This is a genomic window from Streptomyces goshikiensis, assembly GCF_014650555.1.
GTDB lineage: Bacteria > Actinomycetota > Actinomycetes > Streptomycetales > Streptomycetaceae > Streptomyces > Streptomyces goshikiensis.
In genome coordinates this window covers 131,369-152,295 of record NZ_BMVE01000009.1, presented here as the reverse complement: position 1 = coordinate 152,295, position 20,927 = coordinate 131,369, and the positions used below count along the sequence as shown (strand labels likewise).

Genomic DNA, 20,927 nt, shown 5'->3' with positions numbered 1-20,927 from the left:
GTGTGCCGAGGGACGGCGTCTTCGCGGTGGCGGGTTATTCGCCCTGGAGCCTGGTCAGGATCCACTCGCCGAGTTCCGGGGTCATCAGCGTGTGTCCCTCGTTGTCACTGGCGCACATGAAGGCGTCGAGCTCGCTGTCGGCGGGGTCGATCTTGCTGTAGAGCGTGTCGTGGTCGTCGATGTCGCCGGCCGCCACCGCGCTGACGCTCGGGACGAACGTGCTGGTGTTGTACGTGAGTTCGGCCGGCTGGCCTTCGAGGAGCCCGGCCAGGAAGGCGGCGGTTCCGAAGTTGCCGGGGTGGCCCGGGAGGTTGTGGGCTTCGGGGAACAGGCCGCCGGGAGCGCCGTCGATGTCGGGCAGGCCGCTGGTGGTGATCCGGATCTCGGGGTCTCCGGTCTTCTTCAGTACGGCGACGACCTGCTCCCCCGTGTTCTGCGTGTCCAGGTAGGTGCCCGTCAGCTCCTGACCGGTGGTGCGCATCGCCGTCACGCCGGCCGGGATGTTGTTTCCCGCGCCGGTGCCCGCCCCGTTTCCGACACCGAGCCGGCGTACGCCCTCGGGCCAGCCGCCGACCCGTTCGAGTTCGGCGAGGAAGTCGATGCGGGCCTGGTCCTCGCGCGCCTCGTCGCCGACGGCACCGATGTGCCAGCGCAGCAGTTCCCGGGCGGCCGGGCTGTTGACCAGTACGGAGAAGCTGCCGAGGAGTTCACCGAACCCCGGGATCGAGCCCCAGTTGTCCTTCACCCAGTGCGCGAACGCCTGTACCGAGATGGGCAGCCAGGCGCCGCGGTGAGGGGTGTCGTAGGAGAGGTAGGTCGAGGTCTCGGGGTCGTCACCGTCGTGCTGCATCTTGGCGAGCGCGTAGCGCGTGACCAGCCCGCCCATGCTGAAGCCGCCGACCGTCAGCCTGGCGGTCCCTTCGCGGTCGTCGATCGCCTTCTCGATGCACTGGATCGCCACGGCGGCGTTGTCGAGGATGGACGCGGAACGCTCGTCGAAGCCGAGGAGGACCAGGTCGAAGCCGGCCTCGCGCAGCTTGGTGACGAAGGGGTACTCGCCGTTCTCCAGGGCGTTCCACAGCGCGTCGGGGTCGCTCTTCCCGGCGGAGAAGCCGTCGGAGAGGATCACCGGCTTCCTGACCCGGGTCTGGCCCTGCGTGCTGTAGAACACCCAGGCGTTCCCCCCTCGGAGGGGCCACGTGGCGTCCCACGCGGAGGTCTTCGGGTGCGCGGGCTGAGCGCCCGGCATGGCGTTGTCCCAGATGCTCACAACAGGCATGGACATGGATCCAGCTCCTCCGTTTCGTGGTGCGGCCGGGCTGCGCCACCCGTGAGACCGCCGCTTTCAGAGCGAAAGCGGACCCATGATCGCGAGGCTCGGATCCCGCTGCCAGCGAATCCACACCACGTCACTCTTCGGCCCCGGCGCCCTTTCCGTGCAGGTCACAGGGGTGAAAGGGAAGAAACGATGATGCGGGTCCGGGGTCCGGGAGCATTCGGCCGGGCGTGAAGTGCGGCGGAGGGACGGCTTCGAGCGCCCCCCGGCATGTGGCCGCCCCCCCGGCGCGTGGGCGCCCCTCGGCTGCCGACATGCCGCGCATCGGCGTAATGAGCCGCTCCGGCGGTTTCCCGGGTCACGGTGTGCGCAGGTGGTGGCGGGCGTGGTGGGCCGCCTCATCCGTTGCCTCAGACGTCCGGGGCGGGGCCGGTGCTCCTCGACGCCATGACCGGAATGGGAGCGGCCGATGCTTCTGTACGCCCAGACCCCAGCACGGCGGACCCGCCAGATCCTCGCGGACCTGATCGCCGTGGTCCTGATCGCCGTCGCGGTCCGGTTCGCCCTGGCCGTCCACGGCGCGATCATGATGCTGGCCGAGCCGGGACGCAAGGTGGAGAGCTCCGGCGAGGGCCTCGCGAGCGCCCTCGACGACGCCGGTGCCACGGCCTCGAAGGTGCCGCTCGTCGGCGACCTGCTGGAGAAGCCGTTCCAGTCCGCTGCCGACGCCGGCACCGGGATCGCCGACGCCGGCCAGTCGCTTCAGGACGCCGTCAGCCAGTTGGCCACCCTGGTCACGCTCGCGCTCATCGTCGTCCCCGTGGTCTTCGTACTGCTGCTGTGGCTCCCCCTGCGCCTGCGCTGGATCCGTCGCAGCGCCACCGTCCGGCGCCTTCTCGACGCACCCGGAGGCGCCGATCTGCTCGCCCTGCGCGCCCTGACCGGACCGCCGGGCGAGCTCTCCACGATCCCCGCCCCTCAGGGCGGCCTCGCGGACGCCTGGCGCCGCGGCGACCGGCAGGTCATCGCCGCCCTGTCCGAGATCACCCTCAGGCGGGCCGGTCTGCGGCCCTGACGGGATCCTCGGGCGGTCCCGGAACACGGCCGCCCGCGCCCGCCGCGGCTTCTCCCGGGCCTGCCGTGGGCCGTTCGGGGGAGGACGGCGGAGGCGTGCGGCGCGCTCGGGCCCGCGAGGGGCCACGCTGGGCAGTCGAAGGGATTCCCCATCCCCGAACGGACGTCAAGGGAGCTCGTGGTGCCCCACGCAACCGACCCGCCCGCCCACGGGCCCGTACCCGACGGCGCTCCCGGCCCGGCGCCGCGCACGCCGGACGGCGCGCCCGCCACGGCCGTCCGCTCCCGCGTGGCCCTGCGCGTCAACGGTGTCCACCACGAACTCGACCTGGACCACCGGGTCACGCTCCTCGACACCCTGCGCGAGCACCTGGACCTGACCGGCGCCAAGAAGGGGTGCGACCACGGGCAGTGCGGTGCCTGCACCGTCCTGGTGGAGGGCCGGCGCGCCAACAGCTGCCTGCTCCTCGCCGTGGCCCTCCACGGCTGCGAGATCACCACCGTCGAGGGCCTGGCCGGCCCCGACGACACCCTCCACCCGCTCCAGCGCGCCTTCATGGAGCACGACGCCTTCCAGTGCGGCTACTGCACGCCCGGCCAGCTCTGTTCCGCGGTCGGCGCGCTCCGCGAAGCCGCCGCCGGCCACCCCTCCCACGCCACCGCCGCCGCGGCCCTGGCGGTGCCCGGCCCCGCCGCGCTGAGCGCCGAGGAGGTCAGGGAACGGCTCAGCGGGAACCTCTGCCGCTGCGGCGCCTATCCCGCGATCGTACGAGCCGTCACCGACGCGGGAGCCGACGCCGCGGCCACCGCGGCCGGTGCGGAGGTGACCCCGTGAGGCCCTTCGCCTACGTACGCGCCACGAGCCTCCAGGAGGCGGCCGATGCCTACGCCGCCCACCCCGGCTCCCGCTATCTCGGCGGCGGCACCAACCTCGTGGACCTGATGAAGCTGGGCGTCGAGACACCCGGCGCCCTCATCGACGTCTCCCGCCTCCCACTGGCGGAGATCCGCGAACTCCCCGACGGCGGTCTGCGCGTCGGCGCCACGGTCCGCAACAGCGACCTGGCCGCCCATCCGCTGGTGCGCAGCCGCTACCCGCTCCTCAGCCGGGCGCTGCTCGCCGGCGCCTCCGGCCAGCTGCGCAACGTCGCCACCACCGGTGGCAACCTGCTCCAGCGCACCCGGTGCGGCTATTTCCAGGACCTGTCCACACCCTGCAACAAGCGCGAGCCCGGCAGCGGCTGCGGGGCCCGCGACGGCCTCCACCGCGACCACGCCGTGCTCGGGCACTCCGAGCACTGCATCGCCACGCACCCCTCCGACATGGCCGTGGCCCTCGCCGCGCTGGACGCCGAAGTCGAGCTGTACGGCGGGGCGGGCACCACCCGCAGGGTCGCGGCCGCCGAGTTCCACCGGCTGCCGGGGGACCGGCCCGAGGACGACACCGTCATCCGCCCCGGGGAGATCGTCACGGCGGTGCTCCTGCCCGCGCCCGCGCCCGGCGCCGTCTCCCTCTACCGCAAGGCGCGCGAACGCGCCTCGTACGCCTTCGCCCTGGCTTCGGTCGCCGTCGTCCTCGACCTCGACCCCGGCGACGGCCGCGTGCGCCGGATCGCCCTCGCCTTCGGCGGCCTCGCCCACCGGCCCTGGCGCGCGGCCGCCGCCGAGGCCCGGCTGACCGGCGCCGTACCGGACCCGGGCGCCGTCCGCGATGCCGTCGACGCCGAACTCGCGCGGGCGAGGCCGCTGCGCGACAACGCGTACAAGCTCCCGCTCGCCCGCCACCTCGCCTGCGACGCCATCGCCGAGCTGACCGGCGCGCACCCCGGTTCCCCCGCCACGCCGTAACGGTGCCACCGACCAGGAACAGGACCACGATGAGCCCGACCGCCGCCACCCTCGAACCCGCCACGGCCGCCGCTCTCGGCGCCCCCGTCCCGCGGCGCGAAGGCCGGGAGAAGGTGACCGGCGCCGCCCGCTACGCGGCCGAACAGCACCTGCCGCTGCGGGCCTACGCCTGGCCGGTGCCCGCGACCGTCGCGCGCGGGCGGATCACCGCCGTCGACACCGCCGGGGCCCTGGCCCTGCCCGGCGTACTCGGCGTCCTCACCCCCTACGACGCCCCCCGCCTGGGCCCCTCCGACGACCCCACCCTCCAGCTCCTCCAGGACCTGCGGGTGCCGCACCGGGGCTGGTACGTGGCGCTGGCCGTCGCCGACACCCTCGAAGGGGCGCGGGCCGCCGCCTCGGCCGTACGGGTCACCTACGAGACGGAGCCCCACGACGTCACCCTGCGCGCGGGGCATCCGGGCCTGTACACGCCCGAGGAGGTCAACGGCGGCTATCCGGCGCACCGCGAACACGGCGACCCCGACGGGGCGTTCGAGGAGGCGCCCGTACGCGTCGACGTGCGCTACTCGGTTCCGCCGCTGCACAACCACGCCATGGAGCCGCACGCGGCCACCGCCGACTGGGACGCGGAACGCGGCCACCTCACGGTGTACGACTCCTGCCAGGGCACCACGGTGGTACGCGGCGTCCTGGCCGGGCTGTTCGGGCTGCGGGCGGACCAGATCACCGTCCTGGCCGAGCACGTCGGCGGCGGATTCGGCTCCAAGGGCACACCGCGCCCCCACGTCGTCCTCGCCGTGATGGCGACCCGGTACTGCGGGCGCCCCGTCACGCTCTCCCTGCCCCGCCGGCACATGGCCGCCACCGTCGGGCACCGCGCGCCCACCCTGCACCACCTCCGGCTGGGCGCCCGGGCCGACGGCACCCTCACCGCCCTCACCCACGAGGTCACCACGCACACCTCGCGGGTCCGCGAGTTCGTCGAACAGGCCGCCGTACCGGCCCGGGTGATGTACGCCGTGCACAACAGCCGCACCACCCACCGCGTCGCCGCGCTCGACGTGCCCACGCCCTCCTGGATGCGCGCCCCCGGCGAAGCCCCCGGCATGTACGCCCTGGAGTCGGCCATGGACGAGCTCGCCGACGCCCTCGGCATGGACCCCGTGGAGCTGCGCGTGCGCAACGACGCGGCCACCGAGCCCGACGGCGGCCGCCCGTTCAGCAGCCGCCACCTCGTGGAGTGCCTGCGCGAGGGCGCGCGCCGGTTCGGCTGGGCCGGCCGGCGGCCGCCGCGCCGCGAGGGGGCGCTCCTCATCGGGGCGGGTGTGGCCGCCGCCACCTACCCCGTGTACATCGCCCCTTCGGGCGCCCGGGCCCACGCCCGCCCCGACGGGAGCTACCTGGTCGAGGTCAACGCGACCGACATCGGCACCGGCGCCCGGACGGTCATGGCCCAGATCGCCGCCGACGCCCTCCGCGTCCCGCTCGACGCCGTCTCGCTGTCCCTCGGCAACAGCGCGCTGCCGCCCGGCCCCGTCGCCGGGGGCTCCACCGGAACGGCGTCCTGGGGCTGGGCGGTGCACGACGCCTGCACCGCGCTGACCGACCGGCTGGCCCGGCACCAGGGACCGCTGCCCGCCGCCGGGCTCTCGGCGTCCGCCGACACCACCCAGTCGGCGAAGCAGAAGTCCCCGTACGCGCGCCACGCGTTCGGGGCGCACTTCGCCGAGGTCCAGGCCGACACCGTCACGGGCGAGGTACGCGTGCGCCGGCTGCTCGGCGTCTTCGCCGCCGGCCACATCCTCAACCCGCGTACGGCCCGCTCCCAGCTCATCGGGGGGATGGTGATGGGGCTGGGCATGGCGCTGACGGAGCACAGCGGGCTCGATCCGGCGTCCGGCGACTTCGTGGAGCGGGACCTGGCCGCCTACCACGTGCCGACGAACGCCGACGTCCCCGCGATCGAGGCCCACTGGATCGACGAGCACGACAAGCACCTCAACCCGATGGGCAGCAAGGGCATCGGGGAGATCGGCATCGTCGGCGCGGCCGCGGCGATCGGCAACGCCGTCTGCCAGGCGACCGGCCGGCGGCTGCGGGAGCTGCCGCTGACCCCTGACCGGGTCCTGGCCGCCCTCGATGCCGGGCCGGAGGGCGCGGGACGCGTCGCCGGCCCGTAGCGCGGTGTCCGCGCGCGGGGTTGACCGCCCCCACCGGGCCCCACGGGGTGCGGTCGCCCGGCCCGTTCACCGCTACCGCGCGGGGCGCGGTGGCAGCCGCTTCGTGATCCGGTCGAACAGGTCCGTCAGCGGCTCGCCGACGTCCTGGCCGAACTCGGTCAGCCCGTAGGTGACCTGGGGCGGTGTCGTCGGCTCGACCTTCCTCCAGACCAGGCCGTCCTGGACCAGGGCGCGCAGCGTCTGGGCGAGCATCTTCTCGCTGATCCCCTTGATGCTCTCGCGCAGTTCATAGAACCGGAGGTCATCGCTCCGAAGGGCGATCAGCACCCAGACGCCCCACCGGCTGGTGACGTGGTCGACGACGTCCCGGGCGGGGCAGTCGGTGTGAAACACCTCATACGGCGCCCCGGTCCCGGCCTGTGTGAGCTGCGCGCCTTCTGTCATGTGAGGAGCTTACCCAGAGGTATGTCCTTACCAAGAGTTAGTCCGGCTCCTAGCGTCGTTGCCACGAAGGACATCGAACGAGGAGCAGATCATGATCGTCGTAACCGGGGCCACCGGGAACATCGGCCGGCCGTTGACGCGGGCGCTGGCCCGGGCGGGCCGGCAGGTGACGACCGTGTCGCGGCACGCCGCGGCGGCGCCCGACGGCGTACGCCACCTGACCGTCGACCTGGCCGAGCCGGCCGCTCTCGAACCCGCGCTGGCCGGGGCCACCGCGTTGTTCCTGCTGCTCTCCGGCGACCTGCACGCCGAGGGGGCCGGGCCGGCCGACATCATCGGGCTGGCCGCGGCCAGCGGGGTGCGCAGGGTCGTCCTGCTCTCCTCGCTCGGTGTGGCGACCAGGCCCTTCGGCACGACGCGGATCAGGATGCGCGAGCTGGAGGACGAGCTGCGCAAGTCCGGTCTGGACTGGGCCGTCCTGCGGCCGGGCGGCTTCGCCTCCAACGCCTTGTGGTGGGCCGAGTCCGTGCGCGCGCAGCGGGTCGTCGCCGCCCCGTTCGGCGATGTGGGGGTCCCGGTCATCGACCCGCTGGACATCGCCGAAGTCGCGGCCGCCTGCCTGCTGGACGACCGCCACACGGGAGGGGTCTACGAACTGACCGGACCTCAGGTGATCACGCCGCGCGAGCAGACCGGGGCCCTCGCCGCCGCCCTGGGCTCGCCAGTGCGGTTCCACGAGCTCACCCGCACGGAGGCCCGGGCGGCCATGGCCCGGAGCATGCCGGCCGAGCTCGCCGATGACACCCTGGACATCCTCGGCTCGCCGAACCCGGCCGAGCTGCGCGTCAGCGAGGACGTGGAGCGCGTCCTCGGCCGCGCTCCTCGCTCCTTCGCGGACTGGGCCACCGACCACGTCGCCGCGTTCCGCTGACCGGGCCGGCGCGAGCCGGGTACCGGGCCCGCGCTGACCCGGCGTCAGCGCGGCCCGGTCCCGCCCCGCCGGTGAGGACCTGTCATCCGGCCAGCCCCCGCAGCAGGCCCTCCAGATCACGCTCGCCGTCACGGGTCTGGGCGCCGCGGGCCAGTGCGCCGCGGATCAACCGCTCGGCCGCGGGGCGGGCGAACTGACCTGCCCAGGCGTCGTGCTCCCGCCGGAGCCCCTCGGACAGGTCCTCGGGGGCCAGGGCGCGCTTGGCCGCCGCGATCACGCCCTCGGGCAGGGCGGCGATGTCGCGGGCTAGACGGTCGACGACGCCGTCGAGTTCGGCGGCGGGAACGGCCCGGTTGACCCAGCCGTAACGCTCCGCGGTTTCGGCGTCGTAGAGGCCGGCGCCCAGCACCGCCTCCAGGGCGCGATTGCGGCCGACCCGGCCGGCGAGGTACTGCGTGCCCCCGCCGCCGGGGACGATCCCCATGAGGGCCTCTATCTGGCCGATCCCGGCGCGACCGATCGCCGCGAACGCCATGTCCGCCGCCGCGACGAACTCCGCCCCTCCCCCGCGCGCCGTCCCGGCGAGCTTGACGATGGTCACCTGGGGCTGGTGCCGGAGCAGTTCGCCCAGTGCCTGGAAGACGTTGACTCCGTCCGGAAGGTCGGCCGCGAACCGGTCGAAGGCGTCCGGCGCGTCGACGAGCGTCATGTCGACGTGGGCGATGAAGAACTCCGGGCTGGCGCTGTCGAACACGATCACCCGGACCGAGTCGTCGTCCCTCAGCGCGGTCAGCAGGTGCCGGAGGTCGGCCATCAGGGCGACGTTCAGGACGTTGACCGGGGGGTTGTCGAGGGTGACGCGGGCGATGCCGCCCTCAAGGCTCACCCGCAGGGTCGCGTAGGCGTCGTGGTGCACGGAGATCTCCGATCGGTACCCGGTACGCATCTAGGTTCCTGATGCATACTTACGGTGCTTTGGCGGGCGACCCGCGTCAATAACGCACTTTCGGCATCGCAAGGATCGCGAAGGATACCGACATGGCCACTTCCCCAACCGACACCGTCTACCGGTCGGACTGCCCCAGCCGCCCGATCCTCGACCAGATCGCCGACAAGTGGTCGATGATGGTGATGGCGGTCCTCGAAGAGCCCACTCGGTTCAACGAGATCAAGCGCCGCCTGGAGGGTGTGACCCAGCGGGTCCTGACCCAGACCCTGCGCCGCCTGGAGCGCAACGGGATGGTCGCGCGCCGCGTGCTGCCCACCTCCCCGGTCGGGGTCGAGTACTCCCTCACCCCGCTCGGCGCATCCCTGCGGGAGCCGTTCGGCCGCCTGTACGACTGGACGGTCAACCACGCGGAGGAGATCCGGACGCACCAGAGGGACTACGACCAACGCACGCGGATCTGAGCCGGGACCTCTGGCGCCCTTGACCCTCACACCGTGTCAGGCGGTCGACTCGGAGACATCATGTTCACCATCGGAGACTTCGCCCGGCACGGCCGCGTCTCGGTCCGGATGCTTCGGCACTACGACGCGACCGGCCTGCTGCGCCCGGCACACGTCGACCCGGCCAACGGCTACCGCTCCTACACGGCCGCCCAGTTGGCACGCCTCAACCGCGTCATCGCGCTGAAGGACCTCGGCTTCACCCTCCAGCAGGTCCGGGCGATCCTGGACGAAGAGGTCACCGCCGGGGAGCTGCGCGCCATGCTCCGGCTGCGGCGCGCCGAGCTGGAAGCGGAGATGACGGCGGCGGCGTCCCGGCTGGCCCAGGTCGAGGCGAGGCTCCGCTCGATCGAGAGCGAGGGGCAGATGCCCGTCAACGATGTCGTACTGAAGAGCCTGCCGAGCGTACGGCTGGCCGAACTGACCGCGGTGGCACCGGACTTCGACACCATCGGACCGGTCATCCAGCCGCTCTACGACGAGCTGTTCCGGCGTCTGGAGGCGGCGGGCATCGCCCCCTCCGGGCCAGGGGTCGCCCACTACGAGGACGCGCCGGACGGCGGGATCCTCGTTCACGCGGGCGTCGAGGTCTCCGTACCTCTCGGCGAGGACGACGGGCTGCGCGTCGTGGACCTGCCACCCGTCGAGCAGGCGGCGACCGTCGTGCACCGCGGCTCGATGGAGGCCGTCCTGCCCACCGTGCAGACCCTCGGCCGCTGGATCGAGGCAAACGGCTACCGCTCGGCCGGCCATCCCCGGGAGGTCAATCTGGAATGCCCCGAAAGCCGCGACGACTGGGTGACCGAACTTCAGGAGCCGGTGCGCAGCGCCGGCCAGGGCCGCTGAAAACGATCACGAAACAAGGGCGTTTGGAAACCTCAAGACGGTGAAGACGAGCGTTGACACGGACTTCACTCTTCGAGGTAGGAGAAGCGCATGGGCATCATTGCCTGGATCTTGATCGGACTGCTCGCGGGCTTCATCGCCAAGGCACTCATGCCGGGCAAGGACCCGGGCGGCGTCATCATCACGATGCTGATCGGCATCGCGGGCGGCCTGCTCGGCGGCTGGCTCGGCAAGGTCCTCTTCGGCGTCGACTCCATCGACGGCTTCTTCGACCTCTCCACCTGGATCGCCGCGATCGCCGGCTCCGTCATTCTCCTCGCCGTCTACCGACTGGTCACCGGCAACCGGCACCATCACCGCCACGCCTGAGCAACGACCCGGCTCCGTCCGGCGCGGGCGGTCCCCTGAGGGGGGCCGCCCGCGTTCGCGTGGGCGGCGGATCCAGCGCTCAGGAGTTCAGGCCGACGAGGGCGGCGGCGATGGCGACGGCCAGGGTGAGGACCGCGCCGAACGTGACGGCCGCCTGCCTGAGCGCGGCGGGGTAGCCGACGCCCTCCAGGCGGGCGAGTTTGGCGGCCGCGGCGCCGGCCAGCAGTGCGATCACGAGGACCAGCGTGACGGTGAGCAGTACGGCGGTGAGGAACACGTCGAACTCCCTTGGCATGTGGGGCGGTGACGTGGTCGAGGTTCGCGGAAACGCTGTTCGCCGTGGTTCGCCGCGGAAAGGATGAACACCGGCGAACAGCACTTCACTGCCCCGGGGTGAGAAACGTGTACGACGGACCGTCCGATCAGAATCCGGCGCTCACCGAACTGCGCGACAGGCTGAGGACCGCGATGGACCAGCCCGGGAGGAGCATGACGACCCTCGGCCGCAGCTTGGGCCTGGGGCGCACGACGGTGCACACGGCGGTTCGCCGCAGCGGGCCGCCGCCGTCGAAGCGCACGGTGGTGATCCTGGCCCGGGGGCTGGGGCTGCCGGTGGCCGAGCTGGTGGAGCTGTGGCGGAGGGCGACGGAGCGGGCGGATCCGGCTTCGGTGGCGGGCGGTGGGGCGGGCCCGGGCCGGCCGATCGGTGACTGGGACCCGCACGACCTGGAGGTGCACCCGGCCGGCACCGCCCCGGACAGCAGCCCCGGCGCCGCCCCGGGCGGGGTGGTGCGGCGGGTGCTGCCCGGCTACGTGTCACGTGAGCACGATCGGGTGCTGGCGCGGGCGGTGCGGGAGGCCGGGAACGGGCACAGCCGGCTGGTGGTCCTGGTCGGCGACTCGTCGACCGGGAAGACCAGGGCCTGCTGGGAGGCCGTACAGCCGCTCGCCGCGCTGGGGTGGAGGCTGTGGCACCCCTTCGACCCGACACGGGCGACGGAGGCCTTGGACGACTTGCACCGTGTCCTGCCGAGGACGGTGGTGTGGCTGAACGAGGCCCAGCACTACTTCGGCGACCCGGTGACGGGCGAGCGGATCGCGGCAGCCGTGCGCAGCCTGCTGACCGTGCCCGAGCGCGGGCCCGTACTGGTCCTGGGCACGCTGTGGCCCAAGTACGCCCTCCGGTACGCCGCCCTGCCCGCCCCGGACGAGCCGGATGTGTACAGCCCGGTCCGCGCCCTGCTGGAGGGCCGCACCCTGATCGTCCCCGAGGCCTTCGACGCCCCCGCACTGGCCGCCGCGGTCGCCCTCGCCGAGTCCGGGGACCGGTTGCTGGCCGATGCCCTGACGCGCGCCCGCACCTCGGGGCAACTCGCACAGGACCTCGCCGGCGCCCCTCAGCTGCGCGACCGCTACGAACAAGGGAGCCCCGCCGCCAGGGCCTTGTTGCGTGTGGCGATGGACGCGCGCCGGCTCGGCGCCGGTCTCCATCTGCCCCGTGCCTTCCTCGTCGACGCCGCCGCCGACTACTTCAGCCAGGGCGAATACGACCAACGGGCCGACGACTGGGCGGAGGCGGCGTTCGCCGAACTCGCCCGCCCCGTCCACGGCAAGCAGGCCCCGCTGCGCCGCTCCGTCCCCCGGCCCGCGCTGCGTCCGCCGGGCGACGCGCGCCCGGGTGAGGCCCCTGCCGGGCCGGCCGGGACGGTGTTCCGGCTCGCCGACCACCTGGAACAGCACGGCCGCGCCGTTCGCGGCGATCTGTGCCCGCCCGCCTCCTTCTGGCACGCGGCCCACACCCATCTCACCCGACCCGACGACCTGTACCGCCTCGCCGAGGCGGCCAGGGCCTGCCACCGCCTCCAGTGGCACCACCACCTCTGCCACCGCGCCGCACACGCCGGTCATGCCGGCGCGCTGTTGCGTCTCTCCCGTGCGCGACGGGAGGCCGGGGACCACCCCGGGGCGGACTCCCTGCTCCGACGGGCCGCCGACGCGGGCGACGTTGACGCCCTGCTCGATCTGGCGGAGAGGCGGGAGCGGGCGGGAGACCTGGCGGGCGCCGAGGAGCTGGCGCGGCGAGCGACCCGGACCGGCCGGCCCGAAGCCCTGCTCTACACGGCCCGCAAGCGGCGGGAAGCGGGGAGCGTACAGGAGGCCGAGGCCTGGGCGCGGCAGGCCGCCGACGCCGGCGGCCGCGATGCCCTGCTCTACCTGGCCGAGCTGCGGACGGAGGCGGGCGACACCCCGGGCGCCGAAGCCCTGCTCCGGCGAGCGGCCGATGCCGGTCACGCCGACAAGGTCAAGAACCTGCCCGCGATCGCGGCGAAGTGGCGGTACGGGCTGGACCCGGACGGTACGCCCACGCTGCCGTGGCACTGACCCGGAGCCGGCCCGGCCGTGGCAGGGCCCCCGACTGCGGGGTGCTACAGCCAGCCGTTGCGGCGGAAGACCCGGTGGAGGAGTCCTGATGCCAGGGCCATGAGGGCCACGGCGAGCGGGTAGCCGTAGGCCCAGCGCAGTTCCGGCATGTGCTCGAAGTTCATGCCGTAGACGCCGGCGACCATCGTGGGGATCGCGAAGATCGCGGCCCAGGCCGAGATGCGCCGCATGTCGTCGTTCTGCCAGGTGCCCACCCGGGCCTGCTGGGCGCTCAGGACCGAGTCCAGCAGCTCGTCCAGGGTGCGCACCTCGATGTCCGTACGGTGGAGGTGGTCGCTCACGTCGCGGAGGTACGGGGCGATCTTCGGGTCGAGGTCCGCCGCGCCCGGGCCGCTGAGGAGCCCTTGCGCCACCGGGACGAGCGGCTGCACCGCGTCTCGGAACTCGCGCACTTCCCGCTTGAGGGAGTAGATGCCCTGGGTGTGATCGACGCGCGAGGTCGAGAAGACCTGGTCCTCCAGCCGGTTGAGTGCGGCGCGCACCCTGCGGGCGGCGTCGCTGTAGGCGTCGACGGCGACGTCCAGCACGGCGTGCAGGACGGCCCACGGGCCGAAGCGCAGCATGTCCGGGTCGGAGTCGAGCCGGCGGGCGGCCTCGGCGCAGGGATCGACCGCGCCGTGGCGCACGGTCAGTACGGCGCGGGGCCCGACGAAGAGCATGATCTCGCCGGTCTCCACCGCCGTCTCCTCCTCCACGTACCAGAGGGTCTTCAGCGCGATGGCCAGGACGTCGCCGAACCGTTCCCGCTTCGGGCGCTGCTGGGCGTGGACCGCGTCCTCGACGGCCAACGGGTGCAGGCCCAGTTCCTCGGCCAGCTGGAGCAGTTCGTCCTCGGAGGGGTCCGCGAGGCGCACCCAGGCGAACTCGCCGTCACCCACTCCCCGCAGCCGCTTCAGGACGCGCTGGCACTCCTCGTCGGGCAGCTCGCACTCCACGTACTCCGAGCGGCCCGATCCCTTGTCGTAAATGACGCATTCCATCTCACGCACATGCTTCACAACGCCGGCTTCATGCGCCCCCTCGGGCCGGGATTTCCGCCCCGCCCCTCTCCAGGACGCCCTCGACCGCGGCGAGGAGCCGCTCCCCCACGCGGTCGACGCTTCCGTTCTGGGCGCTGATCTGAGCGCCCTCCAAGAGGAAGGTGATCTCCGCTGCGGCCTCGTCGGGAGAGCGCACGCCGGCCCTCTGGCACATGTCCGTGAGCCTGCGCCGCTGGGTGGCCTTGTGGCCCTCGATCAGCCGGCGGGCCGGGTGTCCCCGGTCGGGCAGCCCGGCGATGGAGTTGACGAAGGGACAGCCCCGCCGCGCGATGTCCGGCAGCCCCTCGGCGATGAACCGCGTCACGGCGAGGACCTGGCCCCGGCCGTCGCCGGGGTGCTCGGCCTCTGTCCGGTCGAAGGCGGTCGAGTACCCCACCGCGACGATGCGCAGCCACTCCTCGATCAGGGCGTCCTTGGTCGCGAAGTGCCGGTACAGGGCCATCTTCGTGGTCTTCGCCCGCTCGGCGATGGCCTGGACCCCGACGGCCCTGACGCCCTCGCTCAGGAAGAGCTCCTCGGCGGCGTCGAGGATGCGTTCGCGCGGGGGCAGGCGGGCCACTCGCGTATCGCGGCCGGGCCGTGGGGTGCTGCTCGCCATCTCCGCCTCACTTCGCTCGCCGTCGCCGGCCTCTCTCCGCTCATGCTACGTTACCGACCATCCCCGGACGATACCGATCGGTATCGCACGGGACCGATCGGACTATCGCGAGGCTGGACATCTTGAAGCTGCACGAATACACCCGGTACGACGCCGTGGGGCTGGCACGGCTCGTCGCACGAGGAGACGTCACCGCCGCGGAACTCGCCGCCTCGGCCCGGGAGGCGATGGCCGCCGTCAATCCCCGTATCAACGCGGTCGTGGAGGACTGGCCGGCCGAGGACGCCCCGCGCCCCGGCAGCACGCCGCTCGCCGGTGTCCCGTTCCTCATCAAGGACCTGGCGGTGGCCATGAAGGGCAAGCGCGTCGAACTGGGCAGCCGCCTCGCCGCCGGCAACGTGGCGGCGGCGGACTCCTTCCTCATGCGGCGGTTCCGGCGGGCCGGTCTGGTGACGCTGGGCCGTACGGCGTCCCCCGAATTCGCCTACAGCACCACCACGGAGCCGGTCCTCACGGGAGCGACCCGCAACCCCTGGGACCTCGGCCGGACGCCGGGGGGTTCCAGCGGCGGTTCGGCCGCGGCCGTCGCCGCCGGCATCACCCCCCTCGCGCACGCCACCGACGCGGCCGGCTCGATCCGCGTCCCGGCGGCCAGTACGGGGCTGTTCGGGCTCAAGCCCACCCGCGGCCGCGTCTCCATGGGTCCGGACGCCGACGAGGTCTTCAACGGCCTGGCGGTGCACGGCGCCCTCAGCCGGACCGTGCGCGACAGCGCGACGCTCCTCGACCTGATCCACGGCCCCGAGAGCGGCGATCCCTACTTCGCGGCACCTCCCCGGCGCCCGTACGCCGAGGAGAGCACCCGCGACCCGGGGCGGCTGCACGTCGGGCTGCTCACCACCCCCTTGAACGGACGCGCCGTGGAACCGGCCGTACACGAGGCCACCCTGGCCGCCGCCCGCCTGCTGGAGTCGCTCGGCCACCGGGTCGAACCCACCTGCGTGGACCTCGGGGTGAGCTGGGAGGAGTTCGTCCTCGCCAACGCCCGGCTGTGGACGGCGAACCTGGTGACCTGGATCGACGGCTTCGCCGAGGCGTACGGCCGCCCCGTGGACGAGACGACCGTCGAGCCCGAGATGCTGGCGAGCTACGCCTGGGGCCGCGGGGTGAGCGGTGCGGAGTTCGTACGGGCCCTCGACGTGCGCAACCGGGTCGCCCGGGCGATCGGCGCGCACTTCGAGCGTCGCGACGTACTGCTGACACCCGCGCTTCCCGAACTCCCCCCGGCCATAGGCACCTACCACCACGGCTCGGAGGGGGCGGACGGCCGGGGCTGGCTGGAGCACCTGTTCCACAGGTCGCCGTTCACCGCGGCCTTCAACGTCGCCGGCACGCCCGCCATGTCGGTGCCGCTGGCGGCCGATCCGGCGACCGGCATGCCGATCGGCATCCAGTTCGCCGCCGGGTACGGGCGCGAGGACGTGCTGTTCCGCCTTGCCGGGCAACTGGAGAGGGCCGCCCCCTGGGCGCGGCGCACGCCCCCCGTCTGGGCGGGCGCCCTCCCGGTTGCCTGACCCCCGGGAACGGCGGCCCGGTATCGGACGCCGCCGGCGCGCCTCAGATGCGCTGTGCGGTCAGCCTCTTCCCGTCCGCCCCGAGGACCAGCACGTTCCTGGCGGTGCCGTCCCGGCCGTGATCGCCCTCCCACCAGTCGACGAAACTCCGGGCGAGCGATTCGGATCCGGGCTTCCCGGGCGGCCCTGCCGGGTAGTCCGTGCTCAACTCGACGTCATAGTCCCGTTCGGTCAGTTGGACGACGGTCAGCACGCGGACGTGGTCGGCTTGCCGCGTCTCGCCCTCGGCGCGGGCCCGGGCGCGGAACCGCTCCAGCATTTCCGCATCCGTGGTCCTCTTGGTCACGGGGCCGGTGGGCAACTGCTCGGGGGCATGGGCGACGCCGCCCAGGCAGCCCCGTACCCAGGCGCCACGATCCTCCTCGGCGGCGCCGCCGGCCTGCAGGGCCCGGCGCGTACAGCCGCCCCATACGGTCTCGCGCACGGCCGCGCCCTTGCCCGAGGAGTCGTAGACGGCCTTGCCCGCGGTGTATCCGGCCCGGTAGGCGGCCACGTAGGCGGGTACGGCGGACGGGCGGGGCTCGGGCGCGGAGCCGTCGAGGGGCTCGCCGCCGCCACACCCGGCCAGGCAGGCCAACGCGGCGACGGTCATACCGATCACACGGACCGAGCGATGATTCATTGCTCCCCCGGGGCTCGGGCGTCGGCCGGGCCGTTGAGGGGCCCGGCCCTTCAGCGGATCAGGCGTGGACCGGGCGCCACTGGGTGCACTGGCGCTCGCTGCCCTTCACCACGCACCCGCGCAGCTTGTACGGGTGGCCCTCGGGCAGGTTCCCGGAGGCGACCTTCATGTAGATCGCCTTGTGGCCGCGCGTGGAGGCGATGCGGCCGTTGCTCAGCTCGGCCTCGACCGCCCAGCCGTCGGGGCTGATGTCCTTGGCGATGAGGGAGTCGCCCGGGATGCCGGGCGCGGGCGCCGGGTCGGCGTTCCACCGGACGAAGCCCATTTCGTGGCCGTCCCTGGGGCTGACGATGCTGACGGTGAGCGACCCGTCCGCCGACATCGCGGTGAGCCCCGAGACCCCGGTCGCGGACACCGAGACGTCGACGTCGGAGGCGAGGTCTCCCGTCTCGTCGGCGCTGGCGGTGCCGGCCCCGGCCGTGAGCCCCACGCCGACGAAGAGGGCGGCCGAACCGAGGACCGCTCCGATGCGCTTGTGTATCGAACCCATGATTTCCTTACGTTCCCGCGCGCGACGGCGCACCGCCGCACGCACGCTCTCCCGCCGGCTGCGAACGTCGCCGACGGACAGTCAAGACCACTGTAACCAGGCCCTGTTGGAAACCTACTGGCGGGTACCGGCCCCCGAGGTGCGCGCCCGTCGCGGTCAGCGCACGAGGGGGAGGAAGATCGTGTCGACGATCTCTTCGAGGACGTCGTCGGGCGCGGGGGCGCGGGTCACGAGGATCTCGTGGCGCAGCAGGTCGAAGGGGAGGGACTTGACGCGTTCGCTGAGGCGGTCCGGTGCGATCTCCCCGCGGTCGACGGCGCGGTCGAAGATGGCGTCGGCGGGGTTCTCGCCTCCGGTGGCGAGAAGGTCGCCGAGGTCGGCGCCCGTCGCCTGGTGGTAGCCGGCCAGGTGCGCGCTCATGGCGGTGACGAGCTGGACGCGGGTGGCGTTGATCGTCCGCAGGAGGGTGAGGACGTCCTCGCGCAGGCTCCCGGTGTCGGGGACCTCGACCCGGGACCGCTCCAGGACGTGCGTGATGGCCGCCCGTACGAGCGCGTCGCGGTCGGACCAGCGGCGGTAGAGCACGGGAGGGCTGGTGCCGGCGCGCTGGACGACGGCGTCCATGGTGAACCTCGCGTAGCCGCCGGCCGTGAGTTCTTCCCAGGCCGCATCGAGGAGCGCCTTCTCCAGTGCCGCTCCGCGGCGTCGCTCGGGCATCCGTACACCTCCATTGGATAGATTTGCCTATCTTATCTCGGCGCCCTAGCCTGAGGTTCGCAAGATACAACCCTCTATCTTAAGGGCGGTGCTCGTGAGCACTCTCGGGATGTCGACGACACCGGACCACGACGTGCTCGTGGCGGGCGCCGGGCCGGTCGGCTTGATGCTCGCCGCGGAACTGGCGCTGGCGGGGGTCCGGGTGGTGGTCGTCGAACGGCGTACGGAGCCCGACACCGCGCCCAGGGCGGCGGGGATCAACACCGCCTCTGCCGAGGCTTTCGAGCGGCGGGGGCTGCTCCCCGCGGTGGAGGCGGTACAGGGGCGGCTGCCGTTCCAGGGGGATCGCAAACGGGCGCCCTTCGCCGGGCACTTCGGCGGGATCCACGTCCCCGCCGGAGCCGTCGACGAGCAGGACCCCGTCCTGCGCGGCCGCGGGCCCCACTGGTTCCTCGCGGTCCCGCAGGCCAAGGTGGAGCGGATCCTCGGCGAGCGCGCGGCGGAGCTGGGGGTCGAGGTCCGGACCGGGGTCGAGGTGCGCGGATTCGACGCGGACGAGGAAGGCGTCACCGTCCACCTGCACGACAGCGACGGCGACAGCGACAGCAACGACGGCGGCGACGCCGTGCGCGTGGCGTGGCTCGTCGGCTGCGACGGCGGCCGCAGCCTGGTCCGGCGCCTGGCGGGCTTCGAGTTCGCCGGTACGGACCCGCTGATCACCGTCCGCCAGGCGACCGGCACCGTGGAAGGGGCGGAGCTTCTGGGACGGGGCTGGCAGCACACTCCCACCGGCGTCTACCACTACGGGCCGGTGCCGGGCTGGATCCGCACCGTCGAGCTGGACGGCCCCCCGGCGGACCGGGAGGCGCCGGTCACCGCGGCCGAGATGGACGCCAGTCTGCGGCGCGTCAGCGGCATCGACGTCCGGGTGAGCGAGGTCGCCGAGGGCGGCACGCGCTTCACGGACCACGCCCGGCAGGCGACGGCCTACCGGCGCGGTCGCGTGCTGCTCTGCGGGGACGCCGCCCACGTCCACTCGCCGTTCAGCGGCCAGGGCCTGAACCTGGGGCTCGGCGATGCCGTCAACCTGGGCTGGAAACTCGCCGCCACCGTACGGGGGTGGGCGCCCGAGGGCCTGCTCGACACGTACACCGGCGAACGGCACCCCGTCGGCGCGGGGGTGCTCGACTGGACGCGTGCGCAGGTGGCCGCGATGCGCGGCGACACCTACAGCAGTGCGCTCCGGGCCGTGGTCACCGACTTCCTCGGCACCCGGGACGGGGCGACCCTCTACGCGCGGCGGATCTCCGGCCTGGGGCAGCGCTACGACCTGGGGGACGGCCATCCGATGGTCGGCGCGCTGATGCCGAGGCTCCGGCTGGACGACGGCAGCCGGCCGGCCGACCACGCCCACGGGGGCCGGGCCCTGCTCGTCGACCTCACCGGGGACGACGAGCAGGCGGCCGAGCTGGCAGCCCTGGCCGAGCCGTACGCCGGGCGTCTGGAGCTGCTCCGGGGCAGTTCGGAGGACGCCGGGGTGAGCGGCATGCTGGTGCGCCCCGACGGTTTCGTGGCGTGGGCGTCGGCCACGGGTGGGACCGCCGGCCTGGAAGCCGCCCTGACGCGCTGGCTGGGGGACGCCGGGAAGGGGTGAGCCTCAGCGTCACCTCACCTCACAGGAAGCGGCGCAGCGGGCGGACCGACAGTTCCCGGGCGCGCTGCACGAGGGAGCGGCGCTTCCAGCGCTGCGCGCCGATCAGGGCGCTGGCCTCCAGGTCCTGGTCGTAGTGCTCGTCCAGGGTCCGGGTGACGTCCGGGTCCATCACGGCGAGCATGACCTCCTCGTCGTGGTCGAGGGAGCGGCGGTTGAAGTTCGAGGAGCCGATGAGGGAGACCACGCCGTCCATGGTGATGACCTTGGCGTGCATCATCGTCGGCTGGTACTGGTGGATGCGCACGCCGGCGGCGGTGAGCGCCTCGTAGTGGTGCTGGCCCGCGAGCTGGCACACCCGCTTGTCGGTGTGCGGCCCGGGCAGCAGGATCTCGACGGTGACGCCCCGGCGGGCCGTGGCGGTGAGCAGCTCGACGAAGAAGTCGTCGGGAGCGAAGTAGGCGGTCGCCAGGCGCACGCGCTCCTCGGCCGATTCCAGGATCACCCGCATCAGCGTCTGCATGTCCTGCCAGCCGAAGGCGGCCGAGCCCCGCACCACCTGGACGACGGCGGAGCCGGCGGGCTCGTGGGACACGAAGCGGTCGCGGGCGTCGAAGAGCTCGGGATGGCACTCGGCCCAGTTCTGGGCGAAGGCCGCGGCGATCCCGTCGACGGCGGGCCCGCGGACCTCGGCGTGGGTGTCGCGCCATTCGCGCGGGCTGCGGGCGTCGCCGCACCACTCCTCCGCTATGCCCACGCCGCCGGTGAAGGCGGTCTGTTCGTCGATGACCAGGACCTTGCGGTGGCAGCGGTGGTTCTGCTTGAGCGGGGAGAGGAAGACGGGTCTGCGGAACCAGGCGATGTCCACCCCGGCCGCGTCCATCCGGTCCAGCAGGTCCCGCTCGATCAGGCGGCTGCCGAAACCGTCCAGGAGCAGCCGCACCCGCACGCCCTCACTGGCCCGCTCGGCCAGGGCCTCGGCGAACCGGCGGGCGATGGCGCCCTTCCAGTAGACGAAGGTCATCATGTCGATCGTGTGGCGGGCGGAGCCGATGGCGTCCAGCATCGCGGTGAAGATCTCGTCGCCGTTGCGCAGGGGGCGTACGGAGTTCCCCTCGGTCGCCGCGATGCCGATGAGCCGCTCCAGCCGGCGCCGGATGCGGTGGATGCGCTCGTCATCCCGGGTGGCCTGCGGCGCTGCGGTCTCGGTACGGGCGGCTTCGGTACGGGCGGCTTCGGTACGGGTCATGGCG

Annotated in this window: 21 protein-coding genes; 11 read left to right on the top strand and 10 right to left on the bottom strand. The window is 73.2% G+C overall.

Features of this window, described 5'->3' with window-relative positions; translation table 11 throughout:
- Positions 1-34 precede the first annotated feature (34 nt).
- Entirely contained in the window at positions 35-1,285 is a 1,251-nt protein-coding gene (locus tag IE248_RS24895) for an esterase/lipase family protein (protein ID WP_190031725.1), read from the bottom strand.
- Between the two features lie 460 nt (positions 1,286-1,745).
- On the opposite strand from IE248_RS24895, the gene IE248_RS24890 reads away from it, so the two are divergent.
- The 4 genes from IE248_RS24890 (at position 1,746) to IE248_RS24875 (ending at position 6,381) form a co-directional block, all read left to right on the top strand.
- A complete protein-coding gene (locus IE248_RS24890) occupies positions 1,746-2,351 on the top strand; it encodes a hypothetical protein (protein WP_073797372.1) in 606 nt (201 codons plus the stop codon).
- A gap of 288 nt (positions 2,352-2,639) precedes the next feature.
- Positions 2,640-3,185, top strand: a complete 546-nt coding sequence (locus IE248_RS24885; protein ID WP_047961277.1) for a 2Fe-2S iron-sulfur cluster-binding protein — start codon at positions 2,640-2,642, stop codon at positions 3,183-3,185.
- A complete protein-coding gene (locus IE248_RS24880) occupies positions 3,182-4,198 on the top strand; it encodes an FAD binding domain-containing protein (protein WP_073797373.1) in 1,017 nt (338 codons plus the stop codon). Before IE248_RS24885 ends, IE248_RS24880 begins: the two co-directional genes overlap by 4 nt.
- A gap of 29 nt (positions 4,199-4,227) precedes the next feature.
- On the top strand, positions 4,228-6,381 hold the full coding sequence (locus tag IE248_RS24875) for a xanthine dehydrogenase family protein molybdopterin-binding subunit (RefSeq protein WP_190031724.1): 2,154 nt from the start codon (positions 4,228-4,230) through the stop codon (positions 6,379-6,381).
- 72 nt (positions 6,382-6,453) lie between these two features.
- On the opposite strand, the gene IE248_RS24870 is transcribed toward IE248_RS24875, so the two are convergent.
- On the bottom strand, positions 6,454-6,825 hold the full coding sequence (locus tag IE248_RS24870; RefSeq protein ID WP_008735595.1) for a winged helix-turn-helix transcriptional regulator: 372 nt from the start codon (positions 6,823-6,825) through the stop codon (positions 6,454-6,456).
- A 91-nt stretch (positions 6,826-6,916) separates the two neighbouring features.
- Here IE248_RS24870 and IE248_RS24865 point away from each other — a divergent pair, with 91 nt between their 5' ends.
- Entirely contained in the window at positions 6,917-7,756 is an 840-nt protein-coding gene (locus tag IE248_RS24865) for an SDR family oxidoreductase (protein WP_190031723.1), read from the top strand.
- Positions 7,757-7,838: 82 nt separating this feature from the next.
- Here IE248_RS24865 and IE248_RS24860 read toward each other — a convergent pair whose 3' ends face one another.
- Positions 7,839-8,672 carry an enoyl-CoA hydratase/isomerase family protein gene (locus IE248_RS24860; protein ID WP_190031820.1) on the bottom strand — a complete coding sequence of 278 codons (834 nt, stop codon included), beginning with the start codon at positions 8,670-8,672 and terminating at the stop codon, positions 7,839-7,841.
- 122 nt (positions 8,673-8,794) lie between these two features.
- Between IE248_RS24860 and IE248_RS24855 the strand changes: the two genes are divergently transcribed.
- The 3 genes from IE248_RS24855 to IE248_RS24845 all read left to right on the top strand — a co-directional run bounded on the left by IE248_RS24855 (position 8,795) and on the right by IE248_RS24845 (position 10,420).
- Positions 8,795-9,166, top strand: coding sequence for a winged helix-turn-helix transcriptional regulator (locus IE248_RS24855; protein ID WP_100582140.1), 372 nt, complete (start codon positions 8,795-8,797; stop codon positions 9,164-9,166).
- Positions 9,167-9,226: 60 nt separating this feature from the next.
- Positions 9,227-10,051 carry a MerR family transcriptional regulator gene (locus IE248_RS24850; RefSeq protein WP_190031722.1) on the top strand — a complete coding sequence of 275 codons (825 nt, stop codon included), beginning with the start codon at positions 9,227-9,229 and terminating at the stop codon, positions 10,049-10,051.
- Positions 10,052-10,141: 90 nt separating this feature from the next.
- Complete coding sequence (locus tag IE248_RS24845; RefSeq protein WP_073797379.1) at positions 10,142-10,420, top strand: GlsB/YeaQ/YmgE family stress response membrane protein; 279 nt, start codon at positions 10,142-10,144, stop codon at positions 10,418-10,420.
- A gap of 79 nt (positions 10,421-10,499) precedes the next feature.
- Here IE248_RS24845 and IE248_RS24840 read toward each other — a convergent pair whose 3' ends face one another.
- The gene (locus tag IE248_RS24840; RefSeq protein WP_100582142.1) at positions 10,500-10,697 is read right to left on the bottom strand and encodes a hypothetical protein; all 198 of its coding nucleotides are present in this window, start codon (positions 10,695-10,697) and stop codon (positions 10,500-10,502) included.
- 125 nt (positions 10,698-10,822) lie between these two features.
- Here IE248_RS24840 and IE248_RS24835 point away from each other — a divergent pair, with 125 nt between their 5' ends.
- Positions 10,823-12,802 (top strand): helix-turn-helix domain-containing protein, encoded by a 1,980-nt coding sequence (locus tag IE248_RS24835; RefSeq protein WP_190031721.1) that lies wholly within the window; start codon positions 10,823-10,825, stop codon positions 12,800-12,802.
- Between the two features lie 44 nt (positions 12,803-12,846).
- Here the strand turns inward: IE248_RS24835 and IE248_RS24830 are convergent, their stop codons facing one another.
- The gene (locus IE248_RS24830) at positions 12,847-13,842 is read right to left on the bottom strand and encodes a magnesium and cobalt transport protein CorA (RefSeq protein WP_190031720.1); all 996 of its coding nucleotides are present in this window, start codon (positions 13,840-13,842) and stop codon (positions 12,847-12,849) included.
- Between the two features lie 28 nt (positions 13,843-13,870).
- Entirely contained in the window at positions 13,871-14,500 is a 630-nt protein-coding gene (locus tag IE248_RS24825) for a TetR/AcrR family transcriptional regulator (protein WP_190031719.1), read from the bottom strand.
- A gap of 122 nt (positions 14,501-14,622) precedes the next feature.
- Between IE248_RS24825 and IE248_RS24820 the strand changes: the two genes are divergently transcribed.
- A complete protein-coding gene (locus IE248_RS24820) occupies positions 14,623-16,074 on the top strand; it encodes an amidase (RefSeq protein WP_190031718.1) in 1,452 nt (483 codons plus the stop codon).
- Positions 16,075-16,117: 43 nt separating this feature from the next.
- On the opposite strand, the gene IE248_RS24815 is transcribed toward IE248_RS24820, so the two are convergent.
- The 3 genes from IE248_RS24815 to IE248_RS24805 form a co-directional block, all read right to left on the bottom strand.
- Complete coding sequence (locus IE248_RS24815; RefSeq protein WP_190031717.1) at positions 16,118-16,735, bottom strand: hypothetical protein; 618 nt, start codon at positions 16,733-16,735, stop codon at positions 16,118-16,120.
- Positions 16,736-16,814: 79 nt separating this feature from the next.
- A complete protein-coding gene (locus IE248_RS24810; RefSeq protein ID WP_073797385.1) occupies positions 16,815-17,306 on the bottom strand; it encodes a hypothetical protein in 492 nt (163 codons plus the stop codon).
- Positions 17,307-17,462: 156 nt separating this feature from the next.
- A complete protein-coding gene (locus IE248_RS24805) occupies positions 17,463-18,023 on the bottom strand; it encodes a TetR/AcrR family transcriptional regulator (protein ID WP_190031716.1) in 561 nt (186 codons plus the stop codon).
- A gap of 88 nt (positions 18,024-18,111) precedes the next feature.
- Between IE248_RS24805 and IE248_RS24800 the strand changes: the two genes are divergently transcribed.
- Positions 18,112-19,677 carry an FAD-dependent monooxygenase gene (locus IE248_RS24800; RefSeq protein WP_308438180.1) on the top strand — a complete coding sequence of 522 codons (1,566 nt, stop codon included), beginning with the start codon at positions 18,112-18,114 and terminating at the stop codon, positions 19,675-19,677.
- A gap of 19 nt (positions 19,678-19,696) precedes the next feature.
- On the opposite strand, the gene IE248_RS24795 is transcribed toward IE248_RS24800, so the two are convergent.
- Positions 19,697-20,923 carry a phospholipase D-like domain-containing protein gene (locus IE248_RS24795; protein WP_190031715.1) on the bottom strand — a complete coding sequence of 409 codons (1,227 nt, stop codon included), beginning with the start codon at positions 20,921-20,923 and terminating at the stop codon, positions 19,697-19,699.
- Between the last annotated feature and the right edge of the window lie 4 nt (positions 20,924-20,927).

Bases quoted from the DNA above. Each gene is read 5' to 3' on its own strand.
- IE248_RS24855 (WP_100582140.1), top strand. From the start codon at position 8,795: ATGGCCACTTCCCCAACCGACACCGTCTACCGGTCGGACTGCCCCAGC.
- IE248_RS24850 (WP_190031722.1), top strand. From the start codon at position 9,227: ATGTTCACCATCGGAGACTTCGCCCGGCACGGCCGCGTCTCGGTCCGG.
- IE248_RS24805 (WP_190031716.1), bottom strand. From the start codon at position 18,023: ATGCCCGAGCGACGCCGCGGAGCGGCACTGGAGAAGGCGCTCCTCGAT.
- IE248_RS24830 (WP_190031720.1), bottom strand. From the start codon at position 13,842: ATGGAATGCGTCATTTACGACAAGGGATCGGGCCGCTCGGAGTACGTG.
- IE248_RS24825 (WP_190031719.1), bottom strand. From the start codon at position 14,500: ATGGCGAGCAGCACCCCACGGCCCGGCCGCGATACGCGAGTGGCCCGC.
- IE248_RS24895 (WP_190031725.1), bottom strand. From the start codon at position 1,285: ATGTCCATGCCTGTTGTGAGCATCTGGGACAACGCCATGCCGGGCGCT.
- IE248_RS24845 (WP_073797379.1), top strand. From the start codon at position 10,142: ATGGGCATCATTGCCTGGATCTTGATCGGACTGCTCGCGGGCTTCATC.
- IE248_RS24890 (WP_073797372.1), top strand. From the start codon at position 1,746: ATGCTTCTGTACGCCCAGACCCCAGCACGGCGGACCCGCCAGATCCTC.
- IE248_RS24865 (WP_190031723.1), top strand. From the start codon at position 6,917: ATGATCGTCGTAACCGGGGCCACCGGGAACATCGGCCGGCCGTTGACG.
- IE248_RS24810 (WP_073797385.1), bottom strand. From the start codon at position 17,306: ATGGGTTCGATACACAAGCGCATCGGAGCGGTCCTCGGTTCGGCCGCC.
- IE248_RS24870 (WP_008735595.1), bottom strand. From the start codon at position 6,825: ATGACAGAAGGCGCGCAGCTCACACAGGCCGGGACCGGGGCGCCGTAT.
- IE248_RS24795 (WP_190031715.1), bottom strand. From the start codon at position 20,923: ATGACCCGTACCGAAGCCGCCCGTACCGAAGCCGCCCGTACCGAGACC.
- IE248_RS24875 (WP_190031724.1), top strand. From the start codon at position 4,228: ATGAGCCCGACCGCCGCCACCCTCGAACCCGCCACGGCCGCCGCTCTC.